Origin of the sequence: Aquabacterium sp. (genome assembly GCF_029946005.1) — a bacterium.
GTDB lineage: Bacteria > Pseudomonadota > Gammaproteobacteria > Burkholderiales > Burkholderiaceae_C > Aquabacterium.
In genome coordinates, this window is the sequence record NZ_JAQSDR010000004.1 from 1 (window position 1) to 21,667 (window position 21,667).

The 21,667-nt window shown below is 62.0% G+C and carries 14 protein-coding genes, 5 tRNA genes and 1 pseudogene; 7 read left to right on the forward strand and 13 right to left on the reverse strand.

Annotated features, from left to right (window positions below):
* The 4 genes and pseudogenes from PSV38_RS02495 to PSV38_RS02510 all read left to right on the forward strand — a co-directional run.
* Window positions 1–2,647 (forward strand): annotated as a pseudogene (locus PSV38_RS02495) (heme utilization protein); the annotation flags it as partial.
* A 178-nt stretch (window positions 2,648–2,825) separates the two neighbouring features.
* A complete protein-coding gene (locus PSV38_RS02500) occupies window positions 2,826–3,818 on the forward strand; it encodes a UDP-glucuronic acid decarboxylase family protein (RefSeq protein ID WP_300544489.1) in 993 nt (330 codons plus the stop codon).
* Between the two features lie 53 nt (window positions 3,819–3,871).
* Window positions 3,872–4,354: a class I SAM-dependent methyltransferase gene (locus PSV38_RS02505; protein WP_300544491.1), complete on the forward strand. Its 483-nt coding sequence runs from the start codon at window positions 3,872–3,874 to the stop codon at window positions 4,352–4,354.
* 36 nt (window positions 4,355–4,390) lie between these two features.
* A complete protein-coding gene (locus PSV38_RS02510) occupies window positions 4,391–5,248 on the forward strand; it encodes a methyltransferase domain-containing protein (RefSeq protein ID WP_300544494.1) in 858 nt (285 codons plus the stop codon).
* 79 nt (window positions 5,249–5,327) lie between these two features.
* Here PSV38_RS02510 and PSV38_RS02515 read toward each other — a convergent pair whose 3' ends face one another.
* The 10 genes from PSV38_RS02515 to PSV38_RS02560 form a co-directional block, all read right to left on the reverse strand.
* A complete protein-coding gene (locus PSV38_RS02515) occupies window positions 5,328–6,131 on the reverse strand; it encodes a DUF5672 family protein (protein ID WP_300544496.1) in 804 nt (267 codons plus the stop codon).
* Window positions 6,132–6,133: 2 nt separating this feature from the next.
* Window positions 6,134–7,231: a hypothetical protein gene (locus tag PSV38_RS02520; RefSeq protein WP_300544499.1), complete on the reverse strand. Its 1,098-nt coding sequence runs from the start codon at window positions 7,229–7,231 to the stop codon at window positions 6,134–6,136.
* 39 nt (window positions 7,232–7,270) lie between these two features.
* Window positions 7,271–8,125 (reverse strand): methyltransferase domain-containing protein, encoded by an 855-nt coding sequence (locus PSV38_RS02525; RefSeq protein WP_300544502.1) that lies wholly within the window; start codon window positions 8,123–8,125, stop codon window positions 7,271–7,273.
* A gap of 32 nt (window positions 8,126–8,157) precedes the next feature.
* A complete protein-coding gene (locus PSV38_RS02530) occupies window positions 8,158–10,116 on the reverse strand; it encodes a glycosyltransferase family 41 protein (protein WP_300544504.1) in 1,959 nt (652 codons plus the stop codon).
* Window positions 10,117–10,227: 111 nt separating this feature from the next.
* On the reverse strand, window positions 10,228–11,520 hold the full coding sequence (locus tag PSV38_RS02535; RefSeq protein ID WP_300544507.1) for a beta-propeller fold lactonase family protein: 1,293 nt from the start codon (window positions 11,518–11,520) through the stop codon (window positions 10,228–10,230).
* On the reverse strand, window positions 11,517–12,890 hold the full coding sequence (locus PSV38_RS02540; protein WP_300544510.1) for a TolC family protein: 1,374 nt from the start codon (window positions 12,888–12,890) through the stop codon (window positions 11,517–11,519). The genes PSV38_RS02535 and PSV38_RS02540 overlap by 4 nt, the downstream gene beginning before the upstream one ends.
* A 2-nt stretch (window positions 12,891–12,892) precedes the next feature.
* Window positions 12,893–14,128, reverse strand: a complete 1,236-nt coding sequence (locus tag PSV38_RS02545; RefSeq protein ID WP_300544512.1) for an HlyD family type I secretion periplasmic adaptor subunit — start codon at window positions 14,126–14,128, stop codon at window positions 12,893–12,895.
* Window positions 14,129–14,138: 10 nt separating this feature from the next.
* Complete coding sequence (locus tag PSV38_RS02550; protein WP_300544515.1) at window positions 14,139–16,424, reverse strand: type I secretion system permease/ATPase; 2,286 nt, start codon at window positions 16,422–16,424, stop codon at window positions 14,139–14,141.
* 444 nt (window positions 16,425–16,868) lie between these two features.
* Window positions 16,869–16,942, reverse strand: a tRNA-Cys gene (locus PSV38_RS02555).
* Between the two features lie 88 nt (window positions 16,943–17,030).
* Window positions 17,031–17,106 (reverse strand) — tRNA-Gly (locus tag PSV38_RS02560).
* 139 nt (window positions 17,107–17,245) lie between these two features.
* On the opposite strand from PSV38_RS02560, the gene PSV38_RS02565 reads away from it, so the two are divergent.
* The 3 genes from PSV38_RS02565 to bla all read left to right on the forward strand — a co-directional run bounded on the left by PSV38_RS02565 (window position 17,246) and on the right by bla (window position 18,787).
* A tRNA-Leu gene (locus PSV38_RS02565) sits at window positions 17,246–17,335 on the forward strand.
* Between the two features lie 26 nt (window positions 17,336–17,361).
* A complete protein-coding gene (locus tag PSV38_RS02570; RefSeq protein ID WP_300544518.1) occupies window positions 17,362–17,823 on the forward strand; it encodes a hypothetical protein in 462 nt (153 codons plus the stop codon).
* 55 nt (window positions 17,824–17,878) lie between these two features.
* Window positions 17,879–18,787, forward strand: coding sequence for a class A beta-lactamase (gene bla / locus PSV38_RS02575; RefSeq protein WP_300544521.1), 909 nt, complete (start codon window positions 17,879–17,881; stop codon window positions 18,785–18,787).
* Window positions 18,788–18,812: 25 nt separating this feature from the next.
* Here the strand turns inward: bla and PSV38_RS02580 are convergent.
* The 3 genes from PSV38_RS02580 to lon all read right to left on the reverse strand — a co-directional run bounded on the left by PSV38_RS02580 (window position 18,813) and on the right by lon (window position 21,607).
* A tRNA-Cys gene (locus PSV38_RS02580) sits at window positions 18,813–18,886 on the reverse strand.
* Window positions 18,887–18,952: 66 nt separating this feature from the next.
* Window positions 18,953–19,028, reverse strand: a tRNA-Gly gene (locus PSV38_RS02585).
* A gap of 146 nt (window positions 19,029–19,174) precedes the next feature.
* Window positions 19,175–21,607 carry an endopeptidase La gene (lon, locus tag PSV38_RS02590; protein WP_300544523.1) on the reverse strand — a complete coding sequence of 811 codons (2,433 nt, stop codon included), beginning with the start codon at window positions 21,605–21,607 and terminating at the stop codon, window positions 19,175–19,177.
* Between the last annotated feature and the right edge of the window lie 60 nt (window positions 21,608–21,667).

Here is a 21,667-nt window from a genome sequence, read left to right on the forward strand (position 1 = left end):
GGGCACTGATCAGGTCGCCGTCCTGACCACCGCTGAAGTGCGCGCCTTGACCACCACTGGCACCGCTGCACTGACCACGGATCAAGTCGCCGCGCTCAACTCGGCTCAGTTGGCTGGCCTGGGCACCCACCAGATTGCCGCCTTGACGACCGCCCAAGTGGCCGCCATTGAAACCACCGACATCGCTGCATTGAACACGGCCAGCATCCGCGCCTTCAGCACGGCCGGGGTTGCCGCACTGACCACCGACCAGATCGCCAACCTGAGCACCGCCCAGGCTGCCGCCCTGAGCACCACCCAAGTCGGCGCCCTGACGACCACCCAAGTGGCCGCCATCGAAACCACCGACATCAAGGCCATGACCACGGCTCAGATTGCGGCACTGAACACCGCCCAAGTGGCTATCCTGGGCACCGATCAGGTTGCTGTCCTGACCACCGCCGAGGCCCGTGCCCTGACGACGGCCGGCACCGCGGCCCTGACCACGGATCAAGTCGCTGCGCTCAACTCGGCTCAGTTGGCTGCCTTGGGCACCCACCAGATTGCCGCCTTGACGACCGCCCAAGTGGCCGCCATCGAGACCACCGACATCTCGGCCCTGAGCACCGCCAGCGTCCGCGCCTTCACCACCGCGGGTGTCGCTGCGCTGACGACTGACCAGATCGCCAACCTGAGCACGGCGCAGGCCTCGGCCTTGTCCACCGCCCAAGTGGCCGCCCTGACGACCACGCAAGTGGCCGCCATCGAGACCACCGACATCAAGGCCATGACCACGGCCCAGATCGCTGCACTGAACACCGCCCAAGTCGCTGTCCTGGGCACTGATCAGGTCGCCGTCCTGACCACCGCTGAAGTGCGCGCCTTGACCACCGCTGGCACCGCCGCACTGACCACTTCTCAAGTCGCAGCCCTGGATTCAGCCCAAGTCGCTGCCCTGGGCACCCACCAGATTGCCGCTTTGACGACTGCGCAAGTGGCCGCCATCGAGACCACCGACATCGGGGCCTTGAACACGGCCAGCATCCGCGCCCTCACCACTGCGGGTGTCGGGGCACTGACCACCGACCAGATCGCGGGCCTGAACACGGCCCAGGCTTCCGCCTTGTCCACCGCTCAAGTCGGCGCCCTGACGACCACGCAAGTGGCCGCCATCGAAACCACCGACATCAAGGCGCTGACCACCGCCCAGATCGCTGCACTGAACACCGCTCAAGTGGCTGTCCTGGGCACTGACCAGGTCGCCGTCCTGACCACCGCTGAAGTGAGGGCCCTGACCACCGCCAGCACCGCCGCGCTGACCACGAGCCAGATCGCCGCGCTGGATTCCAGTCAGATGACTGCCCTGGCCACGAGCCAGATCGCGGCGCTGACCACTGCCCAGGTTGCTGCCATCGAGACCACCGACATCGGCACCCTGAGCACCGCCAGCATCCGTGCGCTGACCACCGCTGGCATGGCCGCGCTGACCACCGACCAGATCGAGTCTTTGAACACGGCACAGATGTCGACCCTGGCCACCAGCCAGCTTGCTGCGCTGACCACCAGCCAGATCGCCGCCATCGAGACGACCGACATCATGGTCATGACCACGGCCCAAATCGCCAGCATGACCACCGCCCAGGTGGCCGCCCTGACGACCGATCAGCTCGTGGCCTTCACCACCGCCGAAATGCGGGCCCTGACCACCGCGCAGATCCAGGCCTTCACCACCGACCAGATCTCCGCGATCGAGACCACCGACATCGCAGCCCTGACCATGGTGCAGGCCTCGGCCATCACCTCCACGCAGTTCGCTGCGCTGACCACGGAACAGACCAACGCGCTGAGCGGCGTCTCGCCCATGGTGCTGGACCTGAATGGTGACGGCGTTCACACCTTGGCCGCCTCGCATGGCACCAAGTTTGACCTGCTGGCCAACGGCCAGGCCACAGCAGCGGGCTGGGTCTCCGCCACGGACGGCCTGCTGGTGATGGACCGCAACCACGACGGCCTCATCAACGACGGCACCGAACTCTTCGGCGCGGCCACCGTGCTGTCCAGCGGGCAGCGTGCGGGTGACGGTTACACCGCCATGAGGGACATTGATTCCAACCACGACGGCAAACTCACCGCCGCCGATGCCCACTTCAAGGACCTGCAAGTCTGGGTGGACGCCAACAGCGACGGGGTCACCAGCAACGGGGAGCTCAAATCCCTGGCCAGCCTGGGCATCATCGAGCTTGACTTGGGGGCCAAGACCGGCACCGAGATCGACAACGGCAACCTGTTGGGCCTGGTCTCCAGTTACAAGACCTCGGACGGTGCCAGCCATGAGATGGCCGACGTCTGGTTCGCCAAGGACACGACCACGACCGCGTCGGCCACCACGGCCACATTGGACGACGGCAGCCACACCACCACCGTCCAGGCGGCCTCGGCCACCGGGGCGAATGACCCGGTTACCGACCAGGACAAGGCCGCCAGCCCGCTGGGCGTCACGGCCCAGGACCTGCTGTCCGACCGAGGGCAAGACCTGCTGGCAGGCCATGCCGACACAGCGGCCAGCACGTCCACCCTCACCGTCGCCGAGGTTCGCCATGACATCCCGCTGGTCACCGTGGACCACACCCAGCTGATCGACGACAAGCAGAACAACCTGCTGATTTAAGCCCCAGGCAAAGCCCTCAACCACACATGGCCTTTCGGTCATGTGTGGTTGTCAAAGCTCAGAACTGCGCCCACCATCCCTGCCTTATCCGGCCCACCGCGGTCCGTGAAGGAATGCACCATACGGGCAGGTCTGGGCAGCATTGGTGCTCCCCGACGCAACGTCAAGGAGCACGCGCATGAGCATCCAGCTGGGATCCAACAAAACCTGCCTCGTCACCGGGGGCGCTGGCTTCCTGGGTTCACACCTGTGCGAGGAGCTGCTGGAGCGTGGTCACGACGTCATCTGCCTGGACAACCTGTTCACCGGCACACGGCGCAACATTGAGCACCTGCTCGACCATCCCCGTTTCGAATTCCAGCGCCATGACGTGACCTTCCCCCTCTACATCGAGGTGGACGAGATCTACAACTTCGCCTGCCCCGCCTCGCCCGTGCATTACCAGCACGACCCGGTTCAGACAACCAAGACCAGCGTTCACGGCGCCATCAACATGCTGGGCCTGGCCAAGCGCGTGAAGGCCAAAATCTTGCAAGCCTCGACCAGCGAGGTTTACGGCGACCCCCAGGTGCACCCGCAGCCCGAAGACTACTGGGGCCACGTCAACCCCATCGGCTACCGCTCGTGCTACGACGAAGGCAAGCGCTGCGCCGAAACCCTGTTTTTCGACTACCACCGTCAGCACAAGCTGCGCATCAAAGTCATGCGCATCTTCAACACCTACGGCCCCCGCATGCACCCCAACGACGGCCGCGTGGTGTCCAACTTCATCGTCCAGGCCTTGAGTGGCCAGCCCATCACCCTCTACGGCGATGGCTTGCAGACCCGCTCTTTCGGCTATGTGGACGACCTGATCAACGGCGCCCTCAAGCTGATGGACTCGGCCGACGACATCACCGGCCCGATCAACATCGGCAACCCCGTCGAGACCACGGTCAAGGCACTGGCTGAAAAAATCATCCAGATGACGGGTTCCCAATCGGAAATCGTCTACCGCCCCCTTCCCCACGATGACCCCATGCAGCGCTGCCCGGACATCACCCGCGCCAAGACACTGCTGGACTGGCAGCCCACCATTGCACTGGAGCAAGGGCTGACCAAGACGATCAACTATTTCGACAAGCTGTTGAGCTCGAACGTCACCAAGCCCAAGTCCGCCAAAGCGGCCTGAGTTTTCCCCTTTCACGCCCAGTCTCTTCCTACTGAACGCAGGATCGAACCACCATGACCAAAGCCCTTGACATTGGATGCGGCCTCAAGCCCAAGAACCCCTTCAACGCCGTCGAGGTGTACGGCATCGATGTGCGCGACGACGCGGACGCCAACATCGTCAAGGCCGACCTCGTGGTCGACCCCATCCCCTTCCCCGACAACACCTTCGAGTTCGTGACCGCCCACGACTTCCTGGAGCACGTGCCCCGCCTGATCTACACGCCGCAGCGCCGCAACGCCTTCGTCGAAGTGATGAACGAAGTCTGGCGCGTGCTGAAACCCGGTGGCCACTTCATGTCGTTCACGCCGGCCTATCCGCATCCGGAAGCCTTTCGCGACCCGACGCACGTCAACATCATCACCGACCAAACCTTCCCCGCCTACTTCGACAACGTCAACCGCTGGGCCTCGGCCTATGGGTTCAAAGGCAGTTTCGAGATCGTCAGCCAGGAGTGGCGCGGCCCCCACCTGATGTCGATCATGCGCAAGGTCTGAGCGCCCTGCCCCACAAACTCTCACCGGGACTCTTTCATGAAAAGCGCTGACGACCTGCACATCAACCACTGGGAAAATTTCTTCGACTCGGCATTGCACAATGACCTGTACCCCACCTGGTGGGACGACCAAACCGCCAACCATTGGCGGCACCGCAGGTTCATGGAGCCGGTGCTCGACATCCTGCAGACCAAGCAAGACACCTGGGTGACCATCGGCGATGGCTCCGGCCACGACAGCTGGATCATGTTCAACGACGGCTTCGAAGACATCTTGTCCACCGACATCGGCGATGGCACGCTCAAGCGCAGTCTGAAGGACGGCCGCATCCAGAAATGCGCCCAGGCGAATGCCGAGAACCTGCAGTTCGACGACGAGCAGTTCGACTTCGTGCTGTGCAAAGAAGCCTTCCACCACATGCGCCGCCCTTACATGGGCCTGTATGAAATGCTGCGCGTGGCCAAGCGCGCCGTGGTGCTGATCGAGCCGCAAGACCAGTGGGTGGACTTTCCCACCCGCACCGGCGCTGCCTCACCTTTCTACGAAGGCGTGGGCAACTACGTCTACAGCCTGTCGTTCCGCGAGATCCAGAAGATCTGCCTGGGCCTGAACCTGCCCGGCTATGCCAGCAAGAACATGATGGATGTCTACATCCAGGGCTGCGAGTTCGCCAAGGCTGATTTGTCGGATCCCCTGTTCAAGCAGATGACCGAAACCGTGACCGCCATGGAAGCCCGCTGCGAACAGCGCCTTGAAAAGTGGAACTACGTGCTGACCATCCTCTTCAAGGACGAAGCCTTGTTCAAAGACCCTGCGCTGGTCGAACGCCTGACCGAACGCAAGTGGTTGTTCGAAAGCACCAACACCAACCCCTATTTGCGCAAGCCTGACTGAGCGCTGGATGGATGGGCCGGTGCCGGCATGAAAAAAGCCTCGTTGAAAAACGAGGCTTTTTGCTTGGGGCTGGCCCTACTCAACTGCTTGATGAAACCGCCGCCGCATTGATCACCGCCCTGCCGGGTGGCGAAGCTGGCAGCAAAACCGGAGGCACCTGGTCCAGCAGCGCGGCCCAGAACGGCATGTTGTAGCGCCACCAGGCATGCCCGCCCATGGGCAGACGACCACCATTGACCGCGTGGTAGTGCTCGGGCCGAAGCTCCAGCGAGAACAAGGAGGCCACCATCTCATTGGGCAAGACGAAGCCCAGCGACAAGGTGCCCATGATCGAAAAGAAAATGTCTTCGCTCGACCCGGTTCGGCAAAACACCGACAGCGCCTCAGGGAACTCGTCCATCAACGCGATGCAGCGGTTTGATCGGCGCAGGCTCAGGCCGCCATTGCCCACGCAGGTGTGCACCCGCTTGGCATGCTCGCCCTTGAACTGGTCCAGGTTCACCTGGATGTCCAGGCCCTCGGGCCAGGGGGCGCCCACGTAGTCATAAGGTTTGGCACACCAGTCGTCCAGCTCGTCGCGCAACAGGATCGCGTCGGTCTGCAAGATGAGCATGAACTCGTGCTCTGGGTAACGCTCGTAAAACGCCCGGCTCATCAGCAAGCGGTTGTAGCCGGGGATCGAGGCAAAGCACTCGTCGTCGAAGCGGTCCACCGGCAGGCCGGGGTACAGGCGCTCGTACGAGCTGGTGTCCAACTGGCGCGGGCCGATGAAGCGAACTTCACGCCCCTGCAACTTGCCCAGCGAATAGTCCAGCGAGAACTGTTCCAAGGGCTCCAGATGCGCCCTGTAAATCGGGATCAGGACGACAACCAACTTCTTCATGCTCAGGCCTGCGGCGTGGCTTCAAACTTCTCGCGCACGAAAGCCATGACCTGCTGCATGCGCTGGTCACCATGGTGGTGGTCCAGTGCCAGGCGGTGACGTGCCACCAGGCCATCACGACCATGCGCATCGAACAGGGCATTGGCTTTATTGACCACCGCACGCGGATCCATGATGTCGTGCGGTGTGCAGAACACGATGTGCTCGCGCCCGATGTCACGGACCAGTGGCAAGTAGCGCATCGACTCCGGAACAATGGGGATGCCCCCGGTGATCAGCGCATCAAAGATCCGGATCGGGATGTCGTTGAGCACCGGCACGATCCAGTGAGCCTTGTGCGCGGCCCACTCTTCCAGGCGCTCTTGCGGCGTGCGCACATGGAAGGTCCGGTCGCTGAAACCGATGGATGGATAGTGCTGGCTGAGGGTGCTCACCACGCGGTTGCGAAAGCTGAACGGGCCATAGGGGATGTGCTTGCCCAGCGGATCGGACGAGCGCGTGGCACTGATCAGCATCGGCAGGCTGTCGGCCAGGAATTCGCGCGTCCACTGAACGGTCGAGCAATACACCGGGCCCACCGTGGCCCAGTTGTAGCGGGTCAGCAGGTAAAGGTTCTCGTGGTGGCCTGGCGCGTACACGTCGGAGTGCGCGGCCAGGAAGGTGCTCAGGTCCAGCCAATGGTGGTTGTCCCAGTCCCAGGCGACGAAGATCGTGCGCTCGCACTGGCTGAAAAAATCAGCGTATTGCGCAGGGCCCTGCCCCACATCGTTGTTGTTGACGATGACCACGGCATCTTCCAGCATCGCGCGCTTTTGAGCGCGCGCGGCCGGGTCGGTTTCCATGAAAAAACCTTTTTCAAGGAACTGCACCGTGCTGCCCGGAATCTGGCAACCAAAGCCATTGATGTTGGCGCTGAGGAACACCTTGCCAAAGCCGATCTTGGCAAAGTGCGCGCGCAGGGCTTCGGCCCGCGAGTTCTTGGCGGCCGCCAGGTGGAAGAATGATTCCGCCTGGGTGAAGGTCACGCACGCGGACGACTGCGTCACCGGCAGTTCCTTGTTCTCGATGCGCTGGAAGATGGAGGCAATGGTGGATGACATGAGGTCCCCTGTCAGGTGTTCAATGGATGCGGCGGCCGATCAGGGACGCTCAAGCACCAGCAGCAAACCATCGTTGCTGAAATTCTTGCGGCCAGCGTAGAGGGTTTCCAGCTTGGCCTGCACCTCGGCGGGCACCGGCACCGGGAACACCGGCGTGGCTTGCACCACCTTGAAATCACTGCGGCCCACGATCTCCAGGAAGTCATCCAGGAAGAAGCGGTTGATGTGGTTGGACGAGTACACGTAGTACACCACCTCGCGCGCAAACTCCTTGTCGCAGTTGACGCTCAAAAGGTAGTCGTACATCTCCATGGGGCGCATCAGCAGATGACCCCAGGGCGGGATCGGCGATTTGCCAAAGTTGTACTTGTTGCCAGCCTTGTCCATGATCTCGGGCAGGTGGTGGCCATCGTGGGCGGACCACACGGGCGAGAACAGCGAGAACAGCTTGCCACCAGGCTTCAAAGCCATCAGCATCTTGTCCAGGGCCTGGGGCAGCTTGTGGATGTGCTCGAAAGCCGCGATCGAAAACACCACGTCGAAGTGGCCATGCAGTGCCTCGGGCAGGTCTTCAATGCGCCCGTACAGCAGGCTGTGACGGTCCAGTTGGTCGGGCACCGCGTCCTTGAAGCGCTTGCGCTGACCGGTCATGGGCGGAGGCGTGCCCAGCACCAAGCCGGTGCTCAGTGTTTCGTCCCAGTAGTCAGGCTCTTCCAGCGACAGCCACTGGTGCGCACCCAGGTCTTCCAGGACCAGGCCGCCAGGCAGGCTGCCGCCCACTTCCAGAACGCGCTTGTCAGACAGGCCGACCAGCTGTTGGGCCAGCACTGCGAAATTGATGTGGTACGACAGCCCGTACTTTTGCTGCAGCTGCTCGACACGTTGTTGGTCCATGAGACGCTCCGATGAATAAGGTGGGTGATCGATCAAGCCGAGGCCGGAGCACTCAAGGCATCCACGGCGCCGCCCAGTTCAGATTGGCGCCACATTGACACGTAAATCGCTTCCAGATTCTTGCAAAAGCTGTCGGTGTCAAACAGCGGATATGTCGCCTTGTTGGCCTGCAACTTGGCCTTCACTGCCCCCAGCAACTCAGGGTTGGTGGCCAGTTTCAAGGCCAGGGCTTCGTAGCCCGCGGCCGAGTTGGCCACCAGCTCGGGCAGGCCGATCGCGTGCAGCAGGCTGGCCGCCACCCGGGCCGGGAAAGCGCCCCCCATGAAGGTCACCACGGGCAAACCGGCCATCAGGGCATCGGCGGCGGTGGTGTGGGCGTTGTAGGGGTGCGTGTCGAGGAAGATGTCGGCCTGGCGGTAGCGTGCCATGTGGTCTTCGACCAAGGGCACGCGGCCCGCGAACACCAGACGCGACGGGTCAACCCCGCGCAGTTGCGCTTCCTTGCGCAGATTGGCTTGCGAGGCTGCGCTGCGAGACATCAACCACAACACGCTGCCGGGCACCTGGGCCAGCAGGCGCATCCAAATGTCGAACAAAGGCGGGTTGATCTTGTAGTCGTGGCTGAAAGAGCAGAACACGATGCCGGTGTCGGGCAAGCCGCACTCCTGGCGCGTGGGGGTGCGCTCGGAAATCTTCAGGCCGGCATCGGTCGGCAGGTAGGCGTCGGGCAGGTACACCACCTTCTCGTTGTAGAAGCGCTGGTGTTCGGGCGGGATCACATGCCGGTCGGCAATGATGTAGTCCATGTAACTGGTGCCCAAGGTGCCCGGGTAACCCAGGAAGTTGGCCTGGGCAGGCACGGGCCGGTGGGCGAACAGGTCGGTGCGCGAATCGGCGGTGTAACCCGCCAGGTCCACGGCCACGTCGATCTCCATTTCGCGCATCAGCTCGGCGATCTGCCGCGAGGTCATCGTGCGCGCATCCACGAACTTGTCGAAGCAGGCCAGCATGCGTGAGCGCAGGCGGCTCTGGTCGTCGATGCCCAGCGAGATGGCCACGGTTTCGAAACGGTTCTTGTCGTGGTGTTCGAAGATGCCAGCCATCAGGTGGCCGACCGGGTGTTCGCGCAGGTCGGGCGACACGTAGGCCAGGCGGATCTTCTTGTGGCGATAACGCTCACCGGTCCACAGCGGCTTCTTGGACACCGGAAAGCGCGTGGCGAAGATTTGTGCGCTGATCTGATGGTCTTGGCAATCGTCCGAGAACGCCATCAAGGGCAGTGATTTGCAGCTCTTTTGGTGGGCCTTGATGCCCGAGATGATCTTGGCCGAGTTGCCTTCAAAACCGGTCCAGTCGCAGGCGTGCAGGCGCTCATAAGCCAGCAGTCCGTGGCCGTAGTCGTAATTGGGGTTGACCGCCAGCAGGCGCTCGAACATGGCAATGGCTTCGTCACTGCGCTTGAACTCGGTCAGGATGATGCCGCTGTTGCCCATGGCGGCTTCGTGGTCGGGCTTGATGGCCAGCACGCGCTTGAAGCGCTCCAGCGCCTCCAGGTGGCGCTGCTGGTCGCGCAACAGCACACCACTGTTGAGCAGAACTTCGGTGTATTCGGGGTTGAGCTCCAAGGCCTTGTCGTAGCTGGCCATGGCATCGGCGGCGCGCCCAAAGGCTTGCAGCACATTGGCGTAGGCCATCCACAAGGGGGCGAAGGTGGGGCACTTGAGCACGCCATCTGACAGCAGCTCCAACGCCTGGGCATGGTCGCCTCGTTGCAACAGAATCACCGCCAATGAATACAGGGCGGCGCCGTCAGCGGGGTGCGTGATCAGGTAGGCGCGGAACAGCGCTTCGGCCTCCGCGATCTGGCCCTTGTTCTGCAACTCAATGCCCAGGATCAAGGCCGAGGGGTCGTTGGTCAGAACAGGCGCGGCGCTATCAGCCTTGGCAGGCTGGCGACGTGGCAACGTCGCGGCATGAAATCGATTTCCCATCATTGGAGGCCCTATGACACGGCGCTATCGCCGCGACATCCAGCTTAGATGAGGCAGAAGTTCACGACTCCAGACAACAAAGCGGTGAAAACCGATCAAATCCGGCCTGGATCATTTGGTGATGACGATGAAGTCTGACGTGCTCGCACCACCGTCATTAAACGGTGAGTCATCCACCATGGTCAAGGCGCCCGTGCTGGCGTTGATCTTGTAAGCCGCAACTCCCCCACCCGCAAGCAGGCTTGAGTACACGAATTTTCCGGAAGGATCCGTGGCCACGGCAGTGGGCCCGGGGTTGGAAGGCGTGGTGACTATGGTTCCTCCGCCTGATATCGCCGTCAATAAGCCCTGGGAGCCACCGCCTTGCGCGATTGAATAGGCTCCGATGGTGTTGTCCGACCGGTTGGAGATGTAGGCAAATTTGTTGTTGGGATCGATCGCGATACCCGTCGGTGTGGAGCCGGGCGTGGACACGAAACCTTTGTAGGCGAGCCCGCCAGTGAGGGTGTTGGCAATGTCATACACCATCACGCTGTCACCCGTTTCGTTTGACACATAAACCTGCCTGCCTGATGGCGACACCGTGATCAGATTGGGACGGGCCCCTGCGGCAATCGACCCCACAGGCGTCAAAGCGCCCGCCACCAGGCTGCCGGTGCTGGCCGTGTCGATCGTGAACATGGAAATCGTGCTGGGCGATGACGTCGCACCACGGTTGGCGACATAGACGAATTTCCCAGAAGGGTCAACAGCCACCGACCAAGGAGCAATGTCTGCGGAAGATGGGAGCGCGAATGGAGAACCCGGGATGGCGGTCAGCAAACCGGTGACCGTGCTGCGCGTGAAGGCCGAAATGGTGTCGCTGCCGGAGTTGGCCACATAAACATAGCGTCCCTGGGGATCAACCACCACCGACTTGGGCAGGCTGCCGGTGGGCACCGGCAAAGCCGCGCTGATCAATACGCCAGAAGGATCGGAGATGCTGAAAATCGAGAGGTTGTTGGAGCCCGAATTGGCCACGTAGGCGTACTTCACCAGTGGATCGACCGCAATGCAAGTGGGGGTAGAGCCCGTCAGCCAGGGGGTTCCTGCGCCCATGGTGGTCAGCGTGCCATCAGTGGGATCAACGGAATAACCGGACACGCTGTTGTCATTGGAGTGAACCACGTACGCAAACCGTGGCGGCGCAATGCCTTCTCCTGGAACAAACCCCGGGAGGTCCGTCCCTGGGGTGCCGTAATCCGGATCACCGCCCCCACAAGCCACCGCCATGAGACTCGCCACGCCAGCAGCCAGCAGCCACGCCAACCTGTGTCTTTTCATAGAGTCTCCGCCAGGGATTCTTGATCGATTATGCGACTTCACGCAGGTTATCGACCATTTCAGGGCCAGCTTGATCGTCATGGTTTTTGCTCTGGCATCAACCACGCGGTCAGGCCAGCCCCCATGGACCTCATCTGCGCGCTGGCGGCAAAGCCGTCGTGCAAGGAGTTGACGTAGGCGATGCGCAAGCTGAAGTGGTCCGACTCGGCGGACATCACGTCAAACAGCGAGCGTTTGCCCAACTGAGACCATTGCTGAAAGGTGAAATTGCGCACCCGCTCGCTGTCCCGCAGCACGTCCACATAGCGCTTGGCGCGGTCCAGCGAGGTGGTGGCAATGTCGTAGATCTCGGCAGTACGCGCAAACTTCGAAGCCAGCAGTTCCGCCAGCTGCTGACGTGCCGACTCGGCCCGCTTGCTCGCCGCCATCGACGTGGCCTTGTCAGAGAATCCATTGAACAAGCTGTAAGACACGCTCACGCCAGCTTGCCAGGACGACACCTTGGCCGACCCCGCCATGCCTTCGGTCTTGGACAAGGCCCAGTTGAGCTGGGGCTTTTGCCCCGCCACCACGGCCCTGGCATAACTGTCCATGGCATCGGCCTGGGTGCGCAGTTGTTGCGCATCGTTGCCGAATTCGATCTGCCGGTTGATTTCGCCAATCTCAGGCACGGCGGCCAGCGGCACCGTGATGCCCTCGCCCAGCGACAGCTTGTCGCCAATCAGCTTGCGCAAACGCAACTCGATCTGACGGCTTTGGGCCAGGGCGCCATCGCGCGACAACTCGGTTTGCGCCTGGGTTTTGCGCGCCTGGACCAGTTCGCTGGCGCGGCCCTTGTCCTCCGCCACGATGCCTTCCAGCGCCTCGACCAGGCAGCTCATTTTGCGGGCGTACTGTTGGTACACCTGGGCTTGCAGGCGGTAGCGGTTGCGCTCCAGCGCCGTGGTCACAGCCTCCAGCACCACCTGCTCTTGCGTGACCGCGGCGCCGTACTTCGCAGAGCCCGCCAGCTGAGTGCGCCATTCGGTCAAGCGGTTCAAGCGACCACCGTCGTACAGGTTGGACGACATGTTCAACGAAACGCTGGACAGGTTGCCCTTCTGGGTCGTCACGCCATCCACCTTGGTGTTGCCGGCGCCCACGGTGCCACTGACGCTGACTTGCGGATAGCGCCCGCCTTTGGTTTCTTCCAGATCGTAGTCGGCGGCTTCGGCCAACAAGCGCGCCGCGCCCACTTCGGCACTGCGCTTGGCAGCTTCCCGGGCGATGAGCCGCAACTGCGTCATCGGGTCCAGCGGTGCTTCCACCTCGACAAGCGACTTGGCGCCCGGCTTGGCCGCGGGCAGGTTGACGATGTCGTCAGTGCAACGGGCCGCCAGTGCCTGGCCACAGACCGCCGTGGCCAGGGCGGATGCCAGCAAAGACGCCTTCAGTGTTTCAACAATGTTCATGGCTAACGTTCCCGGAAGGCTTCCTGTGACTTGATCATCGGCATGAGCAGGTACTCCAGCACCGAGCGTTCGCCGGTGCGCACCTCAACGGATGCCGTCATGCCAGGCATCACCATCAGGGGCTTGTTGCCCTTGTGCAAGGTGGATTGGTTGGACCGAATCAGGGCCCGGTAATAGGTGGTGTCGGGCGCATTGGCCGCCTTGGCCTCCTCGCCCAAGGCATCGGGGCTGATGTAGTCAATCGTGCCCTGCAGGCCACCGTAGATGTAGTAGTCGTAGGCGGACAGCTTGACCGTGACGGGCAACCCCACCTTCACAAAGCCAATGTCTGAAGGCTTGATGCGCGCCTCGATCAGCACGCGCGGCCCAATGGGCAGGATCTCCATGATGGGCGCACCGGCCTGGACCACGCCGCCCACCGTGCCGATGCGGATGTTCTTGACGAGGCCATGCACCGGTGACTTCAGGGTGGTGCGCGTCAGCACGTCCTGCTTCACCACCATTTGTTCTTCGAGCTGGGCCAGCTCTGTCCGGGCCTTGACCAGCTCGGTGCTGGCCTCTTGGCGGAAGCGGTTAATGCGTTCCTGGATCTGCAAGGTCATGTCATTGCCCTGGCGCTGCAAGCGCATCACCTCGACCTCGGACATCAGGCCCTTGGCCGACATGCGCTGGGCCATGGCCAGTTCGCGGTTCAGCAAAGCCAGGCTGCGGCGATTCACCGCCACGCCCTCTTCCAGCGCCTGACGGCGCGCGGCGTAAGACTCGCTCTCGCCTTGCACGATCACCGGCTGCGCGAGGACTTCTGGCGGGAACAACAAACGCCGCCCCGTGGACTCGGCCACCAGCCGCGACAAGGTGCCCTTCAAGGCCACCAGCTTGGCCTGGCCTTCGTTCTGCTGAGCCTCGAAACGGGTCGGGTCCATTTGCAGCAAGTCCTGGCCTTTTTCCACCACCATGCCTTCGCGCACCAGCACCTTGTGCAAGATGCCGCCTTCCAGGCTGGCGATCACTTGCTCTCGCCCATCGGCCACCACGCGCCCTTCGGCCTTGGTCACCTGGTCCACCCGGGCGATGAAGGCCCAGACAATGGCCGAGAAGACGGCGGTCAGCATGAGGTAAAGCGCCCATGAGGCGCGCGGTGTCGCTTCATTGAGCTGAGCTTCCTTGACGCCCGACAGGAACCGCTCGTCACCGCGAAAGTAGTTGCCCTGCACCTGTTGGTCGGCGTGTGACGACATCCGCCCTCCCCTACATCCCGCCTGCGGCGGACAGCTCGCGCCGAACTTGTGGAGCCTCCGCCGGGGCAGACTGGGGAGCGGCAGGCGCGGGCCGACCGGCCAACAGGGCAAGCACGTGAGCCTTGGGGCCATCGGCCAGGATCTTGCCGGAGTCGACCACGATCACGCGGTCCACCACGTCGAGCAAGGCGGGCCGGTGCGTCACCACCACCAGCGTCTGGCCATCCACGGCCGTGCGCAGGTGGTTGATGAAACTGGATTCGGCTTGCGCGTCCATCGAGCTGGTGGGCTCGTCCATCAGCAGAATTTGTGAACGCGTCACCAGGCAACGCGCCAAGGCCACGAGTTGGCGTTGCCCCCCTGACAGCAAGGCCCCCATTTCACCGACAGGCAGTTCGTAGCCCATCGGGTGCGCTGCGGCCAGCTTGTCCAGGCCGGTCAGGCGTGCCACGTTGATGAAGTGGCTCATGTCCGCATTGGCGCGGCCGAGCATCACGTTGTCTTTCAGCGTGCCATGGAAGAGCCGCGGCTCTTGCGACACGAAGCCAACGTGCGTTCTGAAATCGGTGGGGTCAATCTGGCGCAGGTCAATGCCATCCACTTCGACGAAGCCATCCGTGGGTTGGTACAGCCCCCCCAGCAGACGCAAGATCGTGGACTTGCCGCTGCCGATCTTGCCCAAGATGGCCACACGCTCGCCCGGCCGAATCTGCAGGCTTACGCCTTTGAGCACCGTGGGCGCATGCTGGTTTTTGCCTTTGGGGTAGAAAAAGCTCACGTCGTGCAGGCCCACTTGGCCGGTCAGCGATGTCCGCGACAGGTAGCGCTTGCCAGGCTCGCGCTCGGTCGGCAAGGCCATCAACTCGTTCAGCGACATCAAGGCGGCACGGGCCCCTTGGTAACGCCCAGCCAGCGAAACCACCGAGGTCAAGGGCGCAATGGCCCGCCCCGCGAACATCACGGCCCCGATCAAGGCGCCACCGGAAATCTTGTTGTCTTCGATCAGCAAGACGCCCCAGATGAGCATGCTCACGGTCACCAGCGGTTGAATGACCATGGTGAAGTTGCTGACCCAGCTGGCCATGGCCCGCGACCGCAGGGAGGTTTGCGCCGCCGCGGCGTTGGCCTCCTCGTAGCGGGTCGCGAAGTACCCTTGGGCACCCGCAGCTCGCACGTCTTCCATGCCCTCAACCGCTTCAACAAGCACACCCTGTAAGTTGGCGTGCTGGCTCATGTTGGCCGTCATCATCTTGCGCAGGTATTTCTGGATACCCCAGGACAGGCCCAGCACCAACGGCACGGCCACCAGCAAGACCGTCACCAAGGGCCCCGCGATGACATAGGTCATCACAATGAACAAGAGGATGAAGGGCATGTCCGTGAGCACGGAGATGCTGGCCGAGGCCGTGAAATCGCGCACCACTTCAATCTGGGCCAGGCGGTGGGCAAACGAGCCCGCCGACTCAGGCCGGTGCTCCAGCCGGATGGCCAAGGCCTGGTTGAACAACATGTTGCCCAGCTTCAGGTCGGCCTTCTTGCCCGCCATGTCGATCAGGTAACTGCGCAACTGGCGCGCCACCAAGTCAAAGGCGATGCCCAGCAAGGTGCCTGCGCCCAGAGACCACAGGGTGACCAGCGCTTTGTTGGGGATGACTTTGTCGTACACCACCGAGGTGAAGAACCCCGTCACCAGCATCAGCACATTGCTGAGCAAGGCAGCCAGCATGGCCGAGCGGTAATACGGCACGTAATTCTTGAGCGTGGACCACAGCCAGTGCGAGTCGGAATCCGACTCGACTTCGGGCGTGCCATGGCGCATGCCAGCGCGCAAGGCCGTCACCAGCGTGTAGCCGGAATATTCGGGAAGCAGCTCTTCCTCAGTTGCGGTGCAAATTTCGTTGTCCGCGCCGGGCATGATCACTTCGAAGCGCACACCACCAGCACGTTTGGAGCGCTCGCCCACACGGCGCGTCACGATGCAGGCATCGCCGTTTTTGAGCAGCAGCACCACCGGCATCAACAAGGTCAGGATCTTGCTGGGCGGACGCCGGACCAAGGTGGCACTGAAGCCTGCCTGGCGCATCAACTGCACCGCCTGAACGGCCGTCATGGGCCCATTCAGTTGCATGCCATTGAGCAAAGAAGCGGGGGTGCGGTCCACGCCGTGGTGGCGGCACAGCCAAAGCAGCGCCTCCAGCATCGGATCGGTCGGCGTCGGTCCGTAGGAAGAAGGCGCACCCTCGCCTTCCGCTTGGGGCTCTAGCGCCTCGTGCGGATCGGCCAAACCAGGGTCCATTGCGTCTTCCACCTAGAAAACTCCTTCATGTCGTACCTCTGGATGCTAGAGATCGACCGTCAGGACTTAAGGCGCAATAAAAGCACGTTGACCCGTCAATTCCGGGCCTGGCTCAGGACAAGAGGCTCATCTCCTCCTGGTTTTCGGCCAGAGACGCTGCTTCAGGGCGACGCGCGCTACGCAACTGGGCATCAAGCTGCAAGCAAGCCTTGCCCCTGGACAACGACGGCCCCAGCGCCTTCGAATTCGACCGATGTCGATCCACCGGACATGGTGCGCATCTGCCTGCTGGGGGCACCGTTGTCGCGCGGTGAATGCGAGGCCGCTCTCAGGCTGATCGCCGCCACGCTGGACCAACCGCTCCACCCTCAAGCCACCGTGCGGTCCTGACATGACAAAAGCCCACCGCGCCTTCAGCAACGATGGGCTTGTTCAACAAGTGTCTGGAGGCGCGACCCGGAGTCGAACCGGGCTAACCGGATTTGCAATCCGGGGCATAACCGCTTTGCTATCGCGCCAGAATCTGCGTGATTCTGTACAAAAAAAGGAAGCCTGTGGTGACACGGGCTTCCTTTTTCGTGACTCACCTGAAGGCGAATCGAATATTGGAGCGGGAAACGAGACTCGAACTCGCGACCTCAACCTTGGCAAGGTTGCGCTCTACCAACTGAGCTATTCCCGCATTGTTGTCAACTGCATTGCAGTCATCAGCCAAGACCATGACTATACACTTTTTTTGGCCTTGCTGGCAAACAGGTCGAACCAAATTTGCGCCATCCACGACCTTGTCACTAGGGCGCTGGGCTTACACTCTCGGCCGTGCCCCGGTGGTGAAATTGGTAGACACTGCAGACTTAAAATCTGCCGCCTGCGCAAGCGGCGTACCGGTTCGATTCCGGTCCGGGGCACCACTCATGAAGCATTCGATGAGCAATCCATGAACCTTCAAGAGCTGCTGCCGGAGGCCATCGCTTGGGCAAAGACCCAGGCGCAACATGTGGCCAACCATGGGCACGCTTTGTCCGCGCCAGGCCTGGAACTGGCACATCAAGTCGGGGTGAAAAACCCAGAACTCGTGCGGCTCCTGTATGTGGATCAACTGCCCATACCTGTTGAGCCACCGCGCCTGCGACAGGCGGCACTCGACACCGGCATGCTCAGGCCCGACATGGTGGGGTTGACACTGGGTCACAGCATCTTCATCGTCCATGGCCATGACGACGCACGCCTGATCTCTCACGAACTGCGGCACGTGCGCCAATACGAAACACTGGGCGGCATTGAGGGGTTCATGCCCATCTACCTTGCTCAAATGGGCGGCGTAGGCTACGAGCTTGCACCGTTGGAGCAAGATGCACGCGCCCATGAAGTCAGAGGACCACGCAATCAGTGGACTTGAGCACCTGTGCTCCGCACATACTTGATCACGGCACACCAATTGCCCGATGCAACCCATGAACCATTCTCCTCTTCGTCGCTCATTGCTGCTGGCCTGTGCCTCAGCCCCGTTCTTGGCGGCCTGCACCAGCGTGGCCACCGTGCCCGCACCCAATGCCCGAAAGACGTCCGCCGCCGAAGAACTGCTGGCCCAACTGGAAGCCAGCTCTGGCGGCAGGCTGGGCGTGGCCGCCTTCGATGTAGCCAACAATGCGCATGTGCAACACCGTGCCGATGAGCGTTTTCCCCTGTGCAGCACCTTCAAGGTCATTGCCGTGGGCGCTGTGCTCAATCGCAGCATCAAAGAGCCCGCCCTGATGCAGCAACGCATGAGCTATGAAGCCAGCGACTTGGTCGCCCACTCACCCATCACAGGCAAGCATGTCGGCCAGGGCATGACGGTGGCCGACCTGTGCGCCGCCGCCCTTCAGCACAGCGACAACACCGCTGCCAACGTGCTGATGAAGCTGCTGGGCGGTCCGGCCGCCGTCACCGCCTTCGCGCACTCCATCGGAGACGAAGCCTTCCGGCTGGACCGCTGGGAAACCGACTTGAACACCGCTATTCCTGGCGATCCTCGGGATACCTCGACCCCGAACAACATGGCGCGCAGCCTCCAAGGACTGGCGCTGAACAACGTGCTGGCCGATCCTCAGCGTGATCAGTTGCAGGCTTGGCTGCGCGGCAATACCACCGGCGCCACCCGCATTCGCGCGGGCGTTCCGGCAGATTGGGTGGTGGGCGACAAAACCGGTGCGGGTGATCACGGCACCACCAACGACATCGCGGTGCTTTGGCCACCCACGGGATCGCCCATCGTCTTGGCCGTCTACTTCACGCAGCCCGACAAGGCCACCCCCATGCGCAATGACGTGATAGCGGCCGCAGCGCGCATCGTCGCCGAAGCACTGTACCGTCGTCGGTGATGCTGATTTTGTATCGGGGAGGGGGTGGAGGCGCGACCCGGAGTCGAACCGGGCTAACCGGATTTGCAATCCGGGGCATAACCGCTTTGCTATCGCGCCGTTTATGCAATCTGCCTATGCGAAAAAGGGAAGCCTTCGTTAAAACGGGGGCTTCCCTCTGCATTCTGGAGCGGGAAACGAGACTCGAACTCGCGACCTCAACCTTGGCAAGGTTGCGCTCTACCAACTGAGCTATTCCCGCATGACTGTGTGTCACCCGCTTGTTGCGTTCGACTTTTAGGGAGTCTGCAACCGTTTGGTTTATCGGTTGCTGCAATCAGCGAAGACCTGAACTATACACCGATTTCGGTGCTTTCATCAAGCTTCGCTGATTTTTGACAACAACAATCAGTGCTTCACAGCTTCGGTCGAAGTCGGGGCTGCGGCCGCCGCTGCGGGTGCAGCATCTGGCTTGACCTCAACCTTGGCTTCTTCTTCCGGCAACGGCGTGGGCATGCGCTCCAGGGCGATTTCCAGCACCTTGTCGATCCACTTCACAGGCACGATCTCGATGGCGCTCTTGACGTTCTCGGGGATCTCCTGAAGGTCCTTCACATTCTCTTCAGGGATGAGCACCGTCTTGATGCCACCGCGGTGAGCGGCCAGCAGCTTTTCCTTCAAGCCACCAATGCCCGTGATCTCGCCTCGCAGCGTGATCTCGCCCGTCATGGCCACACTGGCCTTGACCGGGATGCCCGTGAGCACCGACACCAGTGCTGTCGCCATGGCCGCGCCTGCGCTCGGGCCGTCCTTGGGCGTGGCGCCATCGGGCACGTGGATGTGGATGTCGCGCTTCTCGAACGCCTCATCCTTGATGCCCAGGCGAGCGGCTCGGCTGCGCACCACCGTGCGGGCAGCCTCGACCGACTCCTTCATCACATCACCCAGTGAACCGGTGCGGGTGATGACGCCCTTGCCCGGCATGCTGGCCGACTCGATGGTGAGCAGATCACCGCCCACTTCCGTCCACGCCAGACCGACCACCTGGCCGACCTGGTTGTCCTTGGTGGCTTGGCCGTAATCGTAGCGGCGCACACCCAGGAAGTCGTTCAGGTTCTCGTCGGTGACCACGACCTTGCCGGTGTATTGCTTCAGCGCCAAGCCCTTGACCACCTTGCGGCAGATCTTGGAGACTTCACGCTCAAGCGAACGCACACCAGCTTCGCGGGTGTAGTAACGGATCACGCCACGGATGGCGGATTCGGCCACTTCCAGCTCTTCGTCCTTCACGCCGTTGTTCTTGCGCTGTTTGGGCAGCAAGTACGTTTGCGCGATCGACACTTTCTCGTCCTCGGTGTAGCCCGCCAGGCGGATCACTTCCATGCGGTCGAGCAAGGCCGGCGGGATGTTCAGCGAGTTGGACGTCGCCACGAACATCACATCCGACAAGTCGAAGTCGACCTCGATGTAATGGTCGCCGAAGGTGTGGTTCTGCTCGGGATCGAGCACTTCCAGCAGGGCCGACGATGGGTCGCCCCGGAAGTCCATGCCCAGCTTGTCGATCTCGTCCAGCAAGAACAGCGGATTGCGCGTGCCGACCTTGGCCAGCGATTGCAGGACCTTGCCTGGCATCGAGCCGATGTAGGTGCGGCGGTGGCCACGGATCTCGGCCTCGTCACGCACGCCACCCAGGGCCATGCGAACGAACTTGCGACCGGTGGCGCGGGCAATCGACTGCCCCAGCGAGGTCTTGCCGACACCCGGAGGGCCGACCAGGCACAGGATGGGCGCCTTGACCTTGTCCACGCGTTGTTGGACAGCAAGATACTCAAGGATGCGTTCCTTAACCTTGTCCAGGCCATAGTGGTCTTCGTTCAAGACCGCTTCAGCGTTCGCCAGGTTGTGCTTGATCTTGGTTTTCTTGGCCCAGGGCAAAGCGACGATCGTGTCGATGAAGTTGCGCACCACGGTGGCTTCAGCCGACATGGGCGACATCAGGCGCAGCTTCTTGAGCTCGGCATCGGCCTTCTTGCGCGCCTCTTTGGGCATACGCGCAGCTTCGATCTTCTTGGCCAGCTCTTCGAGGTCAGCACCCTCTTCGCCTTCACCCAGCTCTTTCTGGATGGCCTTGACCTGTTCGTTCAGGTAGTACTCGCGCTGCGACTTCTCCATCTGGCGCTTGACGCGGCCACGGATGCGCTTTTCAACCTGCAGGATGTCGACTTCGTGCTCGAGCTGCTCCAGGAGCTTTTCAAGGCGCTGCGAGACCGAGAACAAGTCCAGCACCGATTGCTTGGCTTCCAGCTTCAAAGGCAGGTGAGCGGCGATGGTGTCGGCCAGGCGGCCAGCGTCGTCGATGCCAGAGATCGAGGTGAGGATCTCGGGCGGGATTTTCTTGTTGAGCTTGACGTATTGGTCGAACTGCTGCGTCACGGCGCGGCGCAAGGCTTCGACTTCAGGCGTGACATTGGCCTCCGGCTGAACAGGCACGACCACGGAGGTGAAGAACTCACCCGAATCGTCGATCGACGACGTGTTGGCGCGCTGAACGCCTTCGACCAGCACCTTAACGGTGCCATCGGGCAATTTCAACATCTGCAAGATGCTGGATACGCAGCCGATTTCAAACATGTCCTCGGCCTTGGGCTCGTCTTTGCCTGCCGCTTTTTGAGCGACCAGCATGATCTGACGACCGGCTTCCATGGCAGCCTCAAGGGCCTTGATGGACTTGGGGCGACCCACGAACAGTGGGATCACCATGTGGGGGAAGACGACCACATCGCGCAGCGGCAGAAGCGGCAGGCTGATGGGATCAGAAGGAAGGATGGGATGTCCTGACATGATGGCCTTTCTTTGTCAGAGTCCCAGATGGGGCTCCAAAACCAAAACACAAGGGCGTCG

Bases quoted from the DNA above. Each gene is read 5' to 3' on its own strand.
- bla (WP_300544521.1), top strand. From the start codon at position 17,879: ATGAACCATTCTCCTCTTCGTCGCTCATTGCTGCTGGCCTGTGCCTCA.
- PSV38_RS02505 (WP_300544491.1), top strand. From the start codon at position 3,872: ATGACCAAAGCCCTTGACATTGGATGCGGCCTCAAGCCCAAGAACCCC.
- PSV38_RS02510 (WP_300544494.1), top strand. From the start codon at position 4,391: ATGAAAAGCGCTGACGACCTGCACATCAACCACTGGGAAAATTTCTTC.
- PSV38_RS02515 (WP_300544496.1), bottom strand. From the start codon at position 6,131: ATGAAGAAGTTGGTTGTCGTCCTGATCCCGATTTACAGGGCGCATCTG.
- PSV38_RS02500 (WP_300544489.1), top strand. From the start codon at position 2,826: ATGAGCATCCAGCTGGGATCCAACAAAACCTGCCTCGTCACCGGGGGC.
- PSV38_RS02520 (WP_300544499.1), bottom strand. From the start codon at position 7,231: ATGTCATCCACCATTGCCTCCATCTTCCAGCGCATCGAGAACAAGGAA.
- PSV38_RS02540 (WP_300544510.1), bottom strand. From the start codon at position 12,890: ATGAACATTGTTGAAACACTGAAGGCGTCTTTGCTGGCATCCGCCCTG.
- PSV38_RS02525 (WP_300544502.1), bottom strand. From the start codon at position 8,125: ATGGACCAACAACGTGTCGAGCAGCTGCAGCAAAAGTACGGGCTGTCG.
- PSV38_RS02570 (WP_300544518.1), top strand. From the start codon at position 17,362: ATGAACCTTCAAGAGCTGCTGCCGGAGGCCATCGCTTGGGCAAAGACC.
- PSV38_RS02535 (WP_300544507.1), bottom strand. From the start codon at position 11,520: ATGACGATCAAGCTGGCCCTGAAATGGTCGATAACCTGCGTGAAGTCG.
- PSV38_RS02530 (WP_300544504.1), bottom strand. From the start codon at position 10,116: ATGGGAAATCGATTTCATGCCGCGACGTTGCCACGTCGCCAGCCTGCC.
- PSV38_RS02550 (WP_300544515.1), bottom strand. From the start codon at position 16,424: ATGGACCCTGGTTTGGCCGATCCGCACGAGGCGCTAGAGCCCCAAGCG.
- PSV38_RS02545 (WP_300544512.1), bottom strand. From the start codon at position 14,128: ATGTCGTCACACGCCGACCAACAGGTGCAGGGCAACTACTTTCGCGGT.
- lon (WP_300544523.1), bottom strand. From the start codon at position 21,607: ATGTCAGGACATCCCATCCTTCCTTCTGATCCCATCAGCCTGCCGCTT.